This window comes from Magnetospirillum sp. 15-1, from assembly GCF_900184795.1.
In the GTDB taxonomy this organism is placed as follows: Bacteria; Pseudomonadota; Alphaproteobacteria; order Rhodospirillales; family Magnetospirillaceae; genus Phaeospirillum.
The window spans coordinates 363,730-378,053 of the sequence record NZ_FXXN01000026.1 but is presented as its reverse complement, the minus strand read 5'-3'; the positions used below and the strand labels follow the sequence as shown (position 1 = coordinate 378,053).

The window sequence follows — 14,324 nt, the reverse complement described above, 5'->3', positions numbered from 1 at the left end:
TTTCCGGATCAGAACGGGATGATCGCCTTGACCCAGAATTTGTCGCCCTGCGCCCGGTTCTCGGCCACGGCCTCATGCTGCCATTTGCCGATCACCGAGTATTTGCCGGCGATGTCGTACTTGACCTGGGGGCCGATGGCGAAAGCCAGACCACGATTGCCGTTGGCTCCCCCGCCGGCTCCCGGCTCGTCGTCGGTGGTCTGGTGGTAGTAGTAGCCGCCGATGCCCAACGCCCAGTCGCCAATGTGCTTGGCCAGGGTGTAGTCCATGTGGAACGCCTGACCCGACAGATAGTCGGTATCCTGATTCCGGGTGTTGATGGCGTACATCAGCTTGGCCGAGGCCTCCCACCCGTCGTCCGAAAGATAGGTCCCGGCCAGCACCGGCTCGATCCCGAGGTAGTTGACGCCGATGTTGACCGGGTCGTTCTTGTTGTAGCTGCCGGTGGGCAGGTGGAAGTCCAGGACCGAGACCATGTGGAAATTCTTCCAGTGCCAGGAAAGCACCGCCGGGCTGACGGTCATGTCGCCCAGCCCGAACTCCCGCTTGGACCATCCGCCCAGGGTGGCGTCCAGGTGGACCAGGGGCAGGAAGACGTGCATGCCCCAGTTGGCGCCGAGGATCTGGTGAGGTGACATCCAGAGCAGCCTGGGCACGTCGGCCACCGCGTCGACCTTGACCTTGACCGGCAGCTTGTTGCCGCGCGAGTCGTTGACCCGGTCGGCCGAATACCAGGTGGTGTAGTTGATGAAGTAGACGCCGGGCGGCGGAGCGGCCCCGACCATGAAGCCCTCGGCGCCGTTGGGGTACTGGCTGGCGCCGCCCTCGGTGGCATGGGCCGCCTGCGCGGCCAGTCCCAGGCCGGCCGCGGCCGCGATCAGATATTTCCTCATGTGAAACCTCGCCTCGATTATTGTTATGAGTGCCGTGACCGGCATCCCTCCGGCCGGCTCAAAGGCAAGAGGCATGCCAACCGGCACTCCGGCGGATTTCCGGTCCGGCGGAGCGCCGGGGCCGGCACGGGGCTTGTCCAATTTCAGCGAATCAGCGGGGATAGGCCGGCGAATGGATGAATTTGCTGATATCATCCCGGCGCTCGATGCGGGCGAAGGCCGAATGGGTATGGATGGATTCGAAGTTCTCGCACGAGACGGCGAACGACCCTATCCGCGGGTCGGCCTCCAGCGCCACGGCCACGTCGCGAACCATGTCCTCGACGAATTTCGGGTTCTCGTAGGCGCGTTCCGTCACGAACTTCTCGTCGGCCCGCTTGAGCAGTGGAAAGATGGCGCACGAGGCCTGTGCCTCGACCAGTTCGACGATGTCCTCGAACGGAGGAAGACCGTCCCGCCCTTCGACCTCGACGGTGACGTGCGAGCGCTGGCTGTGGGCGCCATGGCGCGAGATGGCCTTCGAGCACGGGCAAAGGCTGGTGACCGGCACCACCACCGCCAGGCCCGTTTCGCTCCCCCCGTCCGAGATGCGCGACCATAGGCGCAGATCACAGTCGAGCAGGGCGATGGCTCCGGTGACCGGGGCCGGTCGGGAGAGAAATACCGGCAGACGCAGCTCGATGCTGCCAGCCCGTGCCTCAAGACGGTCGAGCATGGTCTCTGCCAGATGGCGGACGCTGCCCGGCCCGATTTCGATTCCCCGGCCGGCCAGTTCCAGGAAGCGGGACATATGCGCTCCCTTCTTGTGGCCTTCGAGGGAGACGAACATGTCGAGCAGGGCGACGCTGTGGTGGCGCAGGCCGTCGCGGCCGGCGACCGAGGCGGGAACGCGGACTCCCCGCACGCCGACGTCCTGGATCGGGATGTCGCGGGGGTCGTGGAATCCCTGGACGTCTGCGGCGGGAAGGGGGGCGGCGGGAACGCCGAGGGGGAGGGGGGGCATGGGCGTGGCCGGCGCGTCAGGCGGTGCGGGCCAGCCGGATGGCGAGGTCCTTGGACACCTCGCTGGTCCAGCGCCGGAACAGGTCGTGGTCGATGCCGAGCTGATCGAGCGCCTTGCCGACGCTCTGATGCACGATGTCCATGATGGTCTTCGGCCCGTTGTAGAAGGAGGGCATGGGGGGCAGCAGAGTCGCCCCGTTGTCGGCGGCCCGCATCATCAGGTCGAGATGGCCGCGATGCAGCGGCGTCTCGCGAACCATCAGCACCAGGGGCCGCCGCTCCTTCAGCGTCACGTCGGCGGCGCGGACCACCAGCTTGTCGTTGAACGAGTTGGCGATGGCCGACAGCGTCTTGATGGTGCAGGGGGCGACCACCATGCCCCGTGTCTTGAACGACCCGCTGGATACCGAAGCGCCGATATCCTTGTTGTTGTAGACCACCTCGGCCATGGCCTCGACTTCCTCGACGCTGTAGGTCGTCTCGATGTGCAGATTGCGCACCGCGGATTCACTGAGGATCAGGTGGACGGGCTCGCCCAGGGCATGCAGCGCCCTCAGCAATTCCACGCCGTAGATCACGCCGGTGGCGCCGGTGATGGCGACGACGATTGGATGGGTCATGGCGGTCTCCTCCCCGTTTTGGTCGATTGGCGCAAGTCGCGCCTGAACCCTTCCGCAAGAGCCGGGCCAAACGCCCCGTCGCGGGAGAAACCGCCAGGAATTCGCCGAAAATGGGGAAAAAGACGCCCGTCGGCCATATGAGCCGGCGGGCGATCTTGATCAAATTCGCCACTCGCCGGTTAGCGATCGGCGAAAATCCGCAATCACTCCTCGGACTGCAACTTATCCAGGCGATAGGCGAATTGCGGCCGGGTCATGCCGAGCAGCCTTGCCGCCTGCGAGATGTTGCCGTCGGCCCGCCGGAGCGCCAGCATGATCAGCCGCCGCTCCACCTCCTTCAATGGCAGGCCGCGCGCCAGCATCTCGTCGAGCAGGGTGGCGCAGGCCGAACCCGGTGCCTCCGGCGGGGCTTCCTCCTCGGGGGCCGGCCCGATCAATGCGCTGATCAATCCCTCGACCCCAACCAGATGCATGATGTCGATGGGCTGATGGTCCTCGCCCAGAATGACCGCCCGCTCGACCAGATTCTCCAGCTCGCGGATGTTTCCCGGATAGTCGTAGCGGCAGAAGGCCGTCAGGGCCGCGTCGCTGAAGCCGGCGACATGGCGCCCGTGGCGCTGGTTGTAGCGGGCGAGGAAATGATCGAGCAGCGGCGGGATGTCCTCGCGGCGTTCCCGCAGGGGCGTGATGTGGACGGGAAACACGTTGAGACGGAACAGCAGGTCCTCCCGGAAACGCCCCTGCGCCGTCGCGACTTCCAGCTTCTCGTTGGTGGCGGCGACGATGCGGACGTCGACCCGGCGGGACATGGTGTCGCCCACCCGCTCGATCTCCTTTTCCTGGATGGCCCGCAGCAGTTTCAACTGGGCCGGCAGCGACAGGCAGCCGACCTCGTCGAGAAACAGGGTTCCCCCGTCGGCCCGCTCGAACCGGCCGGGCCGCGACTGGGTGGCGCCGGTGAAGGCGCCCTTCTCCACGCCGAACAGTTCCGCTTCGATCAGGTTTTCCGGGATGGCGGCGCAGTTCATGGCGATGAAGGGCTTATCCCTGCGACGGCTGGTCTGGTGCAGGGCATGCGCGAAGACACCCTTGCCGACACCGGTCTCGCCCAGCAGCAGGACGGTGGCCGAGGTTTCGGCCACCTTTTGAATCCGCCGCCATGTGGAAATCAGAGCCGGCGAGGTGCCGACCAGTCCGGGGCCGATCTCCTCTCCGGCGGGCTGGGACGGGCGGGGTGGGGGGCTGCGCCGCGGGCGGGCCGGCGCCGGGCGGCGCCCTTCCAGGATGTCCTTGGGAATACAGTGCAGCTCGGCCTCGATTTCGTCGGCGTGCCACTCCTCCAGCAGCTTGCCCATGATCCGGCAATGGCGGCTGCCCGAGGCCCGGCACTCCACCTCCTTGTAGATGACCGGACGGCCCAGCAGGGTGCTGGCGAAGCCCGAGGCGAAACCCACCTGCATCCAGCATACCGGGCTATGGGAAATTCCGTCGTTGGCCAAGCGGGTGTCCGCCTCGAAGTCGCCGGAGAAGACGGCCTCGGCATAGAAATGGCCGGCGGCCAGATCGGCCTCCTGCCGTACCGGCCGCATGGAGACGATGCCGCGGATGGCCCGCAGCCGGTGGCCGATCTCGATTAGGGAGGGCAGATCGTTCCCGGCGTCCAGCTTGCGGGCCAGCTGCGCGTCCCGCGAGCCCGAGGCGAAGCCCAACTGGGCCAGGAAATAGCCGGCCTCGCGCTGACCGAGGATGTCGACCAGCTCGTGGTGGAGGGATGACAGGGCCGACGTGCGGATCAGGGCGACCGGCTGGTTGTCGAACCATATCCGTCCCTCTCCCGGCGAGAAGCGCAGGCACTCGATCAGCGCGTCCAGCTCGGCCGTGGTTTCGCTGCGCTGTCCGTGGAGAGGGCGGGCGCCCTCCGAGGATGGCTTGATCATGGCGTTTCCCCCCGGCCCATCTGTTTCAGCCGATAGGTGACCTGCGACCGCTTGAGGCCCAGGAGCCGGGCGGCCTGGGAGGCGTTGCCCGCGGCGCGGCGCATGGCCTCGGTGATCAATCCCTCCTCCAGATCGTCATAGGGGATGCGCAGCAGATTCTCGATCAGGGTGTCGGCGCGGGCCCCGCCGGTTCCGGAATGCAGCGCTCCCATGGCGTCGATCTTGAGCAGCACCGACGCCAGATGGTCTTCGCCGACGAAAAGGTGGTCGATATCGATGGGCAAGCCGTCGTCGACCAGAATCACCGCCCGCTCGATCAGATTCTCCAGTTCCCGGATATTGCCGGGATAGTCGTACTGGTGCAGCGCGTCGATGGCCGCGTTGGTGAAGCCACTGACGTGCTTGCCGTGGACCCGGCAGAACTGGCGGGCCAGATGGTCCATCAGCAGGGGGATGTCCTCGCGGCGGTCACGCAACGGCATCAGGTAGACGGGGAAAATATTCAGCCGGTAGAGCAGGTCCTCGCGAAACCGCCCGTCCTTGACCGCTTGCAAAAGATCCTCGTTGGTGGCGGCGACGATGCGCACGTCGATCTTCACCGTGGCGGTGCCGCCCACCCGTTCGAGTTCGCGTTCCTGCAATACCCGGAGCAGCTTGGCCTGGGCGGTGGGTGACAGCGTCCCCACCTCGTCGAGGAACAGGGTCCCGTGGTTGGCGCGTTCGAACCGGCCCGGCCGCGACTGGCCGGCATCGGTATAGGCGCCCTTTTCCACACCGAACAGTTCCGCCTCGACCAGGCCTTCGGGAATGGCGGCGCAGTTGACGGCGACGAACGGCTTGTCGGCGCGGTTGCTGATCTGATGCAGCGTTCGGGCGAACAGGCTCTTGCCGACGCCGGTCTCGCCCAGGAACAGCACCGTCGCCGATGTCCGGGCCACCTTCTGGAGCATATGGCAGGTCGAGACGAAGCTTTGCGAGGCTCCCACCACGTCGACCAGGGGATCGTCGATGGCCATGCCCACCGGAATGGCCGAACGGGTGCCCGGCCGGTTGGCGAAGGTCTCCGGCTGCAGCGCCCGTAATTCGGCGGCGATTTCCTCCGGGTCCCACGCCTCGAGCTGTCGGCCGACGATGCGGCAATGCGGATGCCCCATGGCCCGGCACTGGACCTCGCGGTAGATGACGCGGCATCCGGTGAAGGCACTGGTGAAGCCGGTGGCGTAGCCCAGCTGGAGCCAGCAGGTCGGCCGGTCCGACACGCCGAAATGGGCCAGGTGGTGCTCGGCATCGCAACTCCAGGACCAAATCCACTCACCATAGAAGCTGCTTTCCTCGGTGTTCCATTCCAGGTGCACCGGCTGGACCGCCACCATGCCATGCAAGGTGTGCAACTGCGGGCCGACCAGAAAGGCGTCGCGGAACGAACCGTTCTGGCGGACCTTGCGCGCCAGGGCCGCATCCCTGACGCCGCTGGCATAGCCCATGCGGGTGATCAGGCCGCGCGCCGTGTCCTCGCCCACCTTGTCGATCAGCGTGTCGCGCATCGCGCCCAGGGTGGTGACGTGAATCAGGTTCATGCGTTCGCTGTCGAACCAGATCCTGCCGTCGCCCGGAGCGAAGCGCAGGCAGCTCACCAGGTCGCTGATTTCCGGGCCGTCGCCGTGGTGCTCGGCGCTGGTTGGGACCATCACCTTGGCTCCCGGCTCCCAGGTGTACTTGTAGATCGCCCCAGCGTGCCTGGCCGCCGGATGTCGCAGAGATTCCATCGTGACCTCCCCCTCCGACTCCGGCCGCTTCTTGTTCGGGCCGGTTATCCGGATTGATCATTTTAAGCCAGCAGGGCTTTTCCTGGTGAAAATCATCATCCACCGACGCTCCGGCCTTTCGCGCGACAGCTTCGGAGATAATGTGATTTTTAATTCATCTAAATCAAATGCCCTCCCTAGCTATCGATATTTGCTGATTATTTATCCTTTTCTGTACTTGGCGATATCCCGCCCTTCACAGATCGGCCTGGGCTGGCATGCACCTTGCTATTAAGCCTTCCAGCAAAAATGTCGCACCACCCGATCTCGGTAAGCGGCAACTATGGATAGAAGACATGGCAGTAAGTTTTGGAAAGATTGGCAATGTTCTTAGTATCATTAGCCACATGATAAACAATAACAATATAACCGAAGATGGGGAGTGCGCAAATATACATGATGATACGCCGGAAGTTCGCCGCCTTCATTGGCGGCATTCCGAGTACCCCATGCATATGGATGCTGCCATCTTCGAATTTCTGGTGGATTGCGGCCGCCTCTGATCGAGGTGGCCGCGAAACAATAAAAACCGACAGGCTTCACCCCAAGGAGGCAACGATGGGCAACAAGAGCAGCTTTCCCTGCCCCCATGATCTGGAGACGATTCCCGGCACCGAGGGCTGGGAACGGATGTATCCCTATCAGTACCAGTTCGTGACCGACGACGAGGAGCGGCGGACGTACGAAGCCGACGCCTTCTGGTTCTACGACGGGCTTCATTATCCCGAGCCGCTGTGTCCCTTCGACACCATCTGGGACGAGGCGTGGTATCTCGCCCTGTCGCAGAACAATACGCGGGTGTTCTCGGTTCCGCCGGTGTTCGGCGTGGATCACCGGATCATCAACGGCTACCCCTACATCTCGCCGGTGCCGGTGAAGGACCCGAAGGTGGTCGAGGCGCGCGTCGCCCACTTCATGGAGCGGGCCGGCTACTACTACTCCAACTGGACGGAGCTCGAGGCCAACTGGGAGGCCAAGATGCGCTCCACCATCGACAGCCTGGAAAAACTGAAGATTCCGACGCTGCCCGAACTGGAGGACATCTCCTTCGTCACGGACGGGCTGGGGGAATCCAGCGGCTACCATCTGCTCAGGGCTTACGATCAGCTGATCGACCTGGGTATCCGCTGCTGGCAGTACCATTTCGAGTTCCTGAATCTGGGCTACGCCGCCTATGTCACCTTCCTCGACTTCTGCCAGAAGATCTTTCCCGACATCCAGGCACAGCGCGTCACCCAGATGGTCTCGGGCATCGACGTCATCATGTACCGGCCGGACGAGGAACTGAAGAAGCTGGCCCGCCTGGCGGCTTCCCTCGGGGTCGATGCTTCGCTGAGCGGCAATCCGCGCCTCGCCGACGTCCAGGGAGTGATGAAGGGCAGCGAGAACGGCCGCAAGTGGCTGGCCGCCTTCGAGGAGGCCCGCTATCCCTGGTTCAACATCTCGACCGGGACCGGCTGGTACCACCACGACCGCTCGTGGAACGACGAACCGGATGTCCCGCTGTCCTCCATCTGCATGTATGCCGAAAAGCTGCGCCGAGGCGAGAGCCTTGACCGGCCCCTGGAGGCCATTCGCAAGGAACGCGACTCCATCACCGCCGAATACCGTGCGCTGATCGCCAACGAGCAGGACCGCGCCGCCTTCGACCAGCTGCTCAATACCGCCAAGACGGTATTTCCCTATGTGGAGAATCATCTGTTCTACGTCGAGCACTGGTTCCACTCGGTGTTCTGGAACAAGGTGCGCGAGGTGTCGCGGATCATGGTCGAGCACGGCATGATCGAGGACGTCGAGGACATCTGGTACCTGCGGCGCGGCGAGATCAAGGATGCCCTGTGGGACATGGTCACCGCCTGGGCTACCGGAGTGAAGCCGCGCGGCGCCTTCACGCTGCCCAAGGAGATCGGGTGGCGCAAGGAGGTGCTGCAAAAGTTCCGCGAGTGGAGCCCGCCTCCGGCGGTCGGCACCGCCCCCGAAGTGATCCAGGAACCCTTCACCATCGTCTTGTGGGGCGTGACCAACGAATCCCTGAAGTCGTGGTCCGACATCCAGGATTGCGACGATCCGGACAACATCCGGGCGTTCAAGGGCTTCGCCGGCAGTCCGGGCACGGTCGAGGGCAAGGCCCGCGTCTGCCGGACGGTCGAGGACATCTGCCGTCTCGAGGCCGGTGAGATCCTGGTGTCTCCCACCACCTCGCCGTCCTGGGCGCCGGTATTCTCCAAGATCGGGGCTTGCGTCACCGATGTGGGCGGGGTGATGAGCCATGCCGCCATCGTCTGCCGCGAGTACGGCATGCCCGCCGTGGTCGGTACCGGCCATGCCACCAAGATCATCAAGACCGGGCAGATGATCCGCGTCAACGGGTCGACCGGCGAGATCACCATCCTGTGAACCAGGTGGAAGCGCAACGGGGGCGCGCCTCGGCGCGCCCTCAGGAGAAGGCAGCCCTCATGTCCATTCAATCCCCCCATGTCCGTTGGTTCTCGGACTGCGATTCCAACATGATCGAAGAGGTCGGCGGCAAATGCTCGTCGCTCGGCGAACTGATCCAGGCCGGAGTCCGGGTGCCCCCCGGCTTCGCGGTCACCACCGCGGCCTATCGCGAGTTCATGAGCGCCAATACCGTGCTGTGCGAGGTCGAGGCCATGCTGGCCGGTATTGACCATGACGACATCGCCAGGCTGGAGACCGTCAGCCAGGAGATCCGCGAGCGCATCCAGCAGACGCCGTTCTCCACGCGGATGGAGGACGAGATCGCCCACTTCTATACCCGGCTGTCCCTGGTGTGCTGCATGCCGGCGACGCCGGTGGCGGTACGCTCCAGCGCCACCGCCGAGGACCTGCCCGGAGCCAGCTTCGCCGGCCAGCAGGATACCTATCTGTGGATCAGGGGGGTGGACGACATCCTCGACCGGGTGCGCCGCTGCACCGCCAGCCTGTTCACCGCCAGAGCCATCGCCTACCGGCAGAAGATGCGCTTTCGCCACACTGACGTCGGCATCAGCGTCGGCGTGCAGAAGATGGCCAACTCCTTCACCGCCGGGGTGATGTTCACCCTGAATCCCTCCAACGGTGATCGTTCATCGGTGGTGATCGACGCCAATTTCGGCTTCGGGGAATCGGTGGTGTCGGGCGAGGTGACGCCGGATCAGTTCCGGGTCAACAAGGTCTCGCTGGAGGTGATGGAGCGCAACATCTCCGACAAGACGATCCTCTATACGGTCGATCACAAGGCGCACAAGACCGTGAAGGCCGAGGTGCCCGACGAACGGCGCAAGGTGCAATCGGTCACCGACGAGGAATTGACCGAGCTGGCCCGCATGGCCAAGGCCATCGAGCGTCATTACGGCCGGCCCATGGATATCGAGTGGGCCATCGACAAGGACATGCCGAAGGGAAGCAACGTCTTCATCCTTCAGGCCCGTCCCGAGACCGTGTGGAGCGGCAAGGACGGCGCCGCCTCGACCGCCGTCGGCGGCACCTCGTCGCCTCTCGACCACATCCTGGCCAACATGCTGGCCGGCAAGAAGCTCGTCCATTAGGACGGCCCCAGGGAGAATTGCCATGAAAGTGAAGAACTGGATGCTTCATCCGCCGGTCACGGTCAGCAGCGACGCCTTGCTGTCCGAGGCCAAGCACATCCTCACCACGAGGAACCTCCAGGCGCTGCCGGTGGTCGACGACGGCCGGCTGCGGGGGCTGCTGACCCGGGCACATTGCATCAGGACGACCCTGTTCATGCTGAAAAGCCAGGACCCCAACGAGTTCGACTATTTCACCACGCGCCTCAAGGTCAAGGACGTCATGGTCCGCAATCCGGCGACCGTGGGCGTCGAGACCACCATGGAGGAATGCCTGGCCAAGGGCCGCGACCTGGGCGTGGCCCAGTTCCCGGTGGTCGACGGCGACTGCGTGGTCGGCATCATCTCGGCCAACGAGATCTTCAATCTGGCCGCCCATTTCCTGGGGGCCTGGGAGCGGCGCAGCGGTGTCACGCTCGGCCCCATGGAACTGGAGCCGGGCGTCATCGGCCGCACCGTCACCGTCATCGAGGATGCCGGCGGCGAGGTGCTGGCGATCTATCCCATCGCTTCCGCTCCACCGCTGACGCCTAAGCCCGAGGCCAAGCTGATCGTCCGCTTCCATGCCAAGGACTTCGCCGGTGTGGTGGGGGCGCTGCAGCAGGCGTCGTTCCCGGTGCTGGAACGGATCGAAGCGCTGCACTGAACCAGCCGGCATCGCCGTGCGCTTATCAATGGCCGGAGCAAAGGGCTCCGGCCAAACAGGGAGTTATTGCCATGGATCTGAGGGATTTCATCAAGAGGTGTGACGAGACCGGCGAACTGAAGCGGGTCACCGCCGAGGTGGATTGGAACCTGGAACTGTCCCACGTCTCCAAGGTCACCGAGGAGCGCAAGGGCCCCGCCCTGCTGTTCGAGAACGTCAAGGGCTACGACACCTCGGTGTTCACCGGCGCCTTCGCCACCTCGTCGCGCCTGGCGATGGTGGTCAACATGCCGCGCGAATACACGCTGTGCCAGGCGGCGCGGAAGTGGATGGAGCTGACCATCGACGAACTGATCCCCTCGGTCGAGGTCAAGGACGGCCCGATCCTCGAGAACGTGATCAGCGGCGACAAGGTCGACCTCAACATGTTCCCGGTGCCCAAATTCTTCCCCCGCGACGGTGGGCGCTATATCGGCACGACCGTCTTCGTGGTGATCCAGGACCCGGAGAACGGCCAGATCAACCTGGGCACCTACCGCATGCAGATGCTCGACAACAAGCGCTGCGGCGTCCAGATCCTGCCCGGCAAGCGCGGCGAGCGCATCATGAACAAGTACAAGAAGCTGGGCCGCAAGATGCCGGCCGTCGCGGTGATCGGCTGTGATCCGCTGATGATGATGGCCGCCACCCTGCAGCACGAGGGAGCCAACCAGTACGACCTGACCGGGTCGGTTCGCGGCAAGGCCACCGAGTTCCTGAAGGCGCCCTTGACCGGCCTGCCGGTGCCCGCCCATGCGGAAATCGTTCTGGAAGGCGAGATCGACCCCGACAACTTCCAGCCCGAGGGTCCCTTCGGCGAGTACACCGGCTACTACACCGAGGAACTCTACAAGGAGGTGAGGAAGCCCTGCCTGGAGGTCAAGCAGATCCTCCATCGCAACAAGCCCATCCTGTGGGCCACCTCGGTGGGCCGCCCGGTCACCGACGTCCACATGCTGCTGTCCTTCACCCGGACCGCCACCTTGTGGACCGACCTGTCCAAGATGGCCATCCCCGGTATCCAGTCGGTCAACGTCATGCCCGAATCGGCCGGGCGCTTCTGGGCCGTGGTCTCGGTCAAGACCATGTATCCGGGCCATTCGTCCCAGGTCGCCAACGCCGTCATCTCCACCACGACCGGCAGCTACGGCATCAAGGGCGTGATCGTGGTGGACGAGGACATCGCCGCCGACGACATCCAGCGCGTCTTCTGGGCCCTGGCCTGCCGCTACGACCCCATGCGCGGCACCGAACTGATCAAGCGCGGGCGCTCGACGCCGCTCGACCCGGCGCTCGACCCGGAGGGCAACAAGCTGATCACGTCGCGCATCCTCCTCGACGCCACCATCCCCTTCGAATGGAAGGAGAAGCCGGTCGAGGTGGCGCTCGACAAGGACACCATGGCCAAGGTCGAGCGGCGCTGGACCGAATACGGCATCGGCGTCTGAGGAGGGGCGAATCATGGAACAGGCCAAGGACGTGAAGCTGGTGATCCTGGACGTGGACGGCGTGATGACCGACGGCCGGATCGTCATGGATGACAACGGGGTCGAGACCCGCAACTTCGACATCAAGGACGGTCTGGGCGTGGTGGCGCTTCAGATGTCCGGCATCGAGGTGGCGATCATCACCTCGAAGAAGTGCGGTGCCGTACGCAACCGCGCCGAGGAACTGAGGATCAAGCGCTACTACGAGGGCATCAAGAAGAAGACCGTCGCCTACGAGGAGATCAAGGCCGACATGGGCATCTCGGACGCCGAGGTCTGCTACGTGGGCGACGATCTGGTCGACTACTCGATGATGAAGCGGGTGGGCATGCCGGTGGCGGTGGCCGACGGCGTGGCCGAAATCCGCGATATCGCCTGCCTGGTCACCACGGCGGGCGGCGGCCGCGGCGCGGTGCGCGAGACCGCCGAACTGATCCTGAAAGCCCAGGGCAAGTGGGAAGCCCTGCTCGCCAAGCTCTCCTGAGAAAGGAAGACCGAATGAACACCATCAGCAAGACCCAGCCGGGGGCGCCCGGGATCAACGCGCCCTTGAGCAACCGTGAATACATCGAGGCGCTGCGCCGGACCGGCGACATGGTCCAGATCGACCAGGAAGTGGATTGGGACAACGAGGCGGGGGCCATCGTGCGCCGCGTCTGCGAGCTGGGCGCTCCCGCCCCCTACATGACGCGGATCAAGGACTATCCCGGCTTCAGTTATTTCGGGGCGCCGCTGTCCTCCTACCGCCGCATGGCCATCGCGCTCGGCATGAAGCCGGAATCCACCCTGCCGGAAATCTCGGCCGAGTACCTGAAGCGCACCAATTCGGCCCCCGTTGCCCCGGTGCTGGTGGGGCGCGACGAGGCGCCGTGCAAGGAGAACATCCTGACCGGCGACGACGTGGATCTCACCCGGCTGCCGGTGCCGCTGGTCCATGACGGCGATGGCGGCCGCTATGTGGGGACCTGGCACGCGGTCATCACCCGCCATCCGGTGCGGGGCGACGTCAACTGGGGCATGTATCGCCAGATGATGTATGACGGCCGCACCATGTCGGGCGCGGTATTCCCATTCTCCGACCTGGGCAAGACGCTGTCTGAATACTACCTGCCGCGCGGCGAGGCCATGCCGTTCGCCACCGCCATCGGCCTGTCGCCGCTGGCGGCCATGGCGGCCTGCGCGCCCTCGCCGATCCCCGAGCCCGAGCTGACCGGCATGCTGGCCGGCCGGCCGGTCCGGTTGGTCAAGTGCGAGACCAGCGATCTGGAGGTTCCGGCCGACGCCGAGATCATCATCGAGGGCGAGATCGTTCCCGACGTGAAGGTCGAGGAAGGCCCGTTCGGCGAGTACACCGGCTATCGCACCTCGCCGCGCGACTTCCGGGTGACCTTCCGGGTGAAGTGCATCACGTATCGCAACAACGCCACCATGACCATTTCGAACATGGGCGTTCCCACCGACGAGGGGCAGCTGCTGCGCTCGTTCTCGCTGGGGCTCGAACTGGACAAGCTGCTGCGCAGCCAGGGTATTCCCATCACCGGGGTGTACATGCACCCGCGCTCGACCCATCACATGATGATCGTCGGCGTCAAGCCCACCTATGCCGGCATCGCCACCCAGATCGCCCAACTGGCTTTCGGCAGCAAGCTGGGGCCGTGGTTCCACATGGTGATGGTGGTCGACGACACCATCGACATCTACAACTGGGACGAGGTGTATCACGCCTTCTGCACCCGGTGTAATCCGGTGCGCGGCATCCGGGTGTTCGAGCACACCACCGGCACCGCCCTCTATCCCCACGCCAGCCCGCATGAGCGGAAATACTCCATGGGCTCGCAGGTGCTGTTCGACTGCACCTGGCCCGTGGACTGGGACCGCATCAACGAAGTGCCCACCGTGGTGTCGTTCAAGAACGTCTACCCCAAGGCGATCCAGGAAAAGGTCGTCGGCAACTGGGAAGCCTACGGCTTCTCCCCCGTCAAGTAAGGAGACCGGCGATGAACACCTGGGAAATCTTCGTGTCCGATCTGGCGGAACTGGCCGGTGACGGCGAGATGGAGCTGACCATCCGCACGCTCGACGACGGTCACCGGAAATACACCTACAAGCGGGTCCGGGCGAAGCTGTCGCCCGATCTGGAACGGTTGCCCGACCGGCTCCAGGTCCGCTTCGGGCGCGGGCAGCTCTCCGACAAGCGTTTCTCGATCCAGATCCTCTCCGAGGTCGAGCGCTTTCCGGAAAAGTACCGCTACTGAGCCCGGAGGGAGCCCCGTCCTCCCCCGGGGCTCCCGTGCCTTCCTTTTTTCCC

Annotated in this window: 13 protein-coding genes; 8 read left to right on the top strand and 5 right to left on the bottom strand. The window is 64.6% G+C overall.

Features of this window, described 5'->3' with window-relative positions:
• Window positions 1-8: 8 nt before the first annotated feature.
• The 5 genes from CP958_RS17230 to CP958_RS17210 all read right to left on the bottom strand — a co-directional run bounded on the left by CP958_RS17230 (window position 9) and on the right by CP958_RS17210 (window position 6,218).
• Window positions 9-893 carry a transporter gene (locus CP958_RS17230; protein ID WP_096703433.1) on the bottom strand — a complete coding sequence of 295 codons (885 nt, stop codon included), beginning with the start codon at window positions 891-893 and terminating at the stop codon, window positions 9-11.
• Window positions 894-1,044: 151 nt separating this feature from the next.
• The gene (folE2, locus tag CP958_RS17225; RefSeq protein ID WP_096703432.1) at window positions 1,045-1,896 is read right to left on the bottom strand and encodes a GTP cyclohydrolase FolE2; all 852 of its coding nucleotides are present in this window, start codon (window positions 1,894-1,896) and stop codon (window positions 1,045-1,047) included.
• 16 nt (window positions 1,897-1,912) lie between these two features.
• Window positions 1,913-2,515, bottom strand: coding sequence for a UbiX family flavin prenyltransferase (locus CP958_RS17220; protein ID WP_096703431.1), 603 nt, complete (start codon window positions 2,513-2,515; stop codon window positions 1,913-1,915).
• A gap of 203 nt (window positions 2,516-2,718) precedes the next feature.
• Window positions 2,719-4,452: a sigma-54-dependent Fis family transcriptional regulator gene (locus CP958_RS17215; RefSeq protein ID WP_096703430.1), complete on the bottom strand. Its 1,734-nt coding sequence runs from the start codon at window positions 4,450-4,452 to the stop codon at window positions 2,719-2,721.
• Window positions 4,449-6,218, bottom strand: a complete 1,770-nt coding sequence (locus CP958_RS17210; RefSeq protein ID WP_197706419.1) for a sigma-54-dependent Fis family transcriptional regulator — start codon at window positions 6,216-6,218, stop codon at window positions 4,449-4,451. Before CP958_RS17210 ends, CP958_RS17215 begins: the two co-directional genes overlap by 4 nt.
• Window position 6,219: 1 nt before the next feature.
• On the opposite strand from CP958_RS17210, the gene CP958_RS26000 reads away from it, so the two are divergent.
• From CP958_RS26000 to CP958_RS17175, 8 genes are all read left to right on the top strand, one after another.
• Window positions 6,220-6,492 carry a hypothetical protein gene (locus CP958_RS26000; protein ID WP_141400557.1) on the top strand — a complete coding sequence of 91 codons (273 nt, stop codon included), beginning with the start codon at window positions 6,220-6,222 and terminating at the stop codon, window positions 6,490-6,492.
• Window positions 6,493-6,815: 323 nt separating this feature from the next.
• Entirely contained in the window at window positions 6,816-8,654 is a 1,839-nt protein-coding gene (locus CP958_RS17205) for a PEP-utilizing enzyme (protein WP_096703428.1), read from the top strand.
• 59 nt (window positions 8,655-8,713) lie between these two features.
• On the top strand, window positions 8,714-9,805 hold the full coding sequence (locus tag CP958_RS17200; protein ID WP_096703620.1) for a PEP/pyruvate-binding domain-containing protein: 1,092 nt from the start codon (window positions 8,714-8,716) through the stop codon (window positions 9,803-9,805).
• A gap of 22 nt (window positions 9,806-9,827) precedes the next feature.
• On the top strand, window positions 9,828-10,490 hold the full coding sequence (locus CP958_RS17195; protein WP_096703427.1) for a CBS domain-containing protein: 663 nt from the start codon (window positions 9,828-9,830) through the stop codon (window positions 10,488-10,490).
• Between the two features lie 71 nt (window positions 10,491-10,561).
• The gene (ppcB, locus tag CP958_RS17190; protein WP_096703426.1) at window positions 10,562-11,977 is read left to right on the top strand and encodes a phenylphosphate carboxylase subunit beta; all 1,416 of its coding nucleotides are present in this window, start codon (window positions 10,562-10,564) and stop codon (window positions 11,975-11,977) included.
• A 13-nt stretch (window positions 11,978-11,990) separates the two neighbouring features.
• Window positions 11,991-12,500, top strand: a complete 510-nt coding sequence (locus CP958_RS17185; protein WP_096703425.1) for an HAD-IIIA family hydrolase — start codon at window positions 11,991-11,993, stop codon at window positions 12,498-12,500.
• A gap of 14 nt (window positions 12,501-12,514) precedes the next feature.
• Window positions 12,515-14,002: a phenylphosphate carboxylase subunit alpha gene (ppcA, locus tag CP958_RS17180; protein ID WP_096703424.1), complete on the top strand. Its 1,488-nt coding sequence runs from the start codon at window positions 12,515-12,517 to the stop codon at window positions 14,000-14,002.
• An 11-nt stretch (window positions 14,003-14,013) separates the two neighbouring features.
• Complete coding sequence (locus CP958_RS17175; RefSeq protein WP_096703423.1) at window positions 14,014-14,271, top strand: phenylphosphate carboxylase subunit gamma; 258 nt, start codon at window positions 14,014-14,016, stop codon at window positions 14,269-14,271.
• The last annotated feature ends 53 nt before the right edge of the window (window positions 14,272-14,324 follow it).

Coding starts and splice junctions, on each gene's coding strand:
- CP958_RS17230 (WP_096703433.1), bottom strand. CDS start 893: ATGAGGAAATATCTGATCGCGGCCGCGGCCGGCCTGGGACTGGCCGCG.
- folE2 (WP_096703432.1), bottom strand. CDS start 1,896: ATGCCCCCCCTCCCCCTCGGCGTTCCCGCCGCCCCCCTTCCCGCCGCA.
- CP958_RS17220 (WP_096703431.1), bottom strand. CDS start 2,515: ATGACCCATCCAATCGTCGTCGCCATCACCGGCGCCACCGGCGTGATC.
- CP958_RS17215 (WP_096703430.1), bottom strand. CDS start 4,452: ATGATCAAGCCATCCTCGGAGGGCGCCCGCCCTCTCCACGGACAGCGC.
- CP958_RS17210 (WP_197706419.1), bottom strand. CDS start 6,218: ATGGAATCTCTGCGACATCCGGCGGCCAGGCACGCTGGGGCGATCTAC.
- CP958_RS17205 (WP_096703428.1), top strand. CDS start 6,816: ATGGGCAACAAGAGCAGCTTTCCCTGCCCCCATGATCTGGAGACGATT.
- CP958_RS17200 (WP_096703620.1), top strand. CDS start 8,714: ATGTCCATTCAATCCCCCCATGTCCGTTGGTTCTCGGACTGCGATTCC.
- CP958_RS17195 (WP_096703427.1), top strand. CDS start 9,828: ATGAAAGTGAAGAACTGGATGCTTCATCCGCCGGTCACGGTCAGCAGC.
- ppcB (WP_096703426.1), top strand. CDS start 10,562: ATGGATCTGAGGGATTTCATCAAGAGGTGTGACGAGACCGGCGAACTG.
- CP958_RS17185 (WP_096703425.1), top strand. CDS start 11,991: ATGGAACAGGCCAAGGACGTGAAGCTGGTGATCCTGGACGTGGACGGC.
- ppcA (WP_096703424.1), top strand. CDS start 12,515: ATGAACACCATCAGCAAGACCCAGCCGGGGGCGCCCGGGATCAACGCG.
- CP958_RS17175 (WP_096703423.1), top strand. CDS start 14,014: ATGAACACCTGGGAAATCTTCGTGTCCGATCTGGCGGAACTGGCCGGT.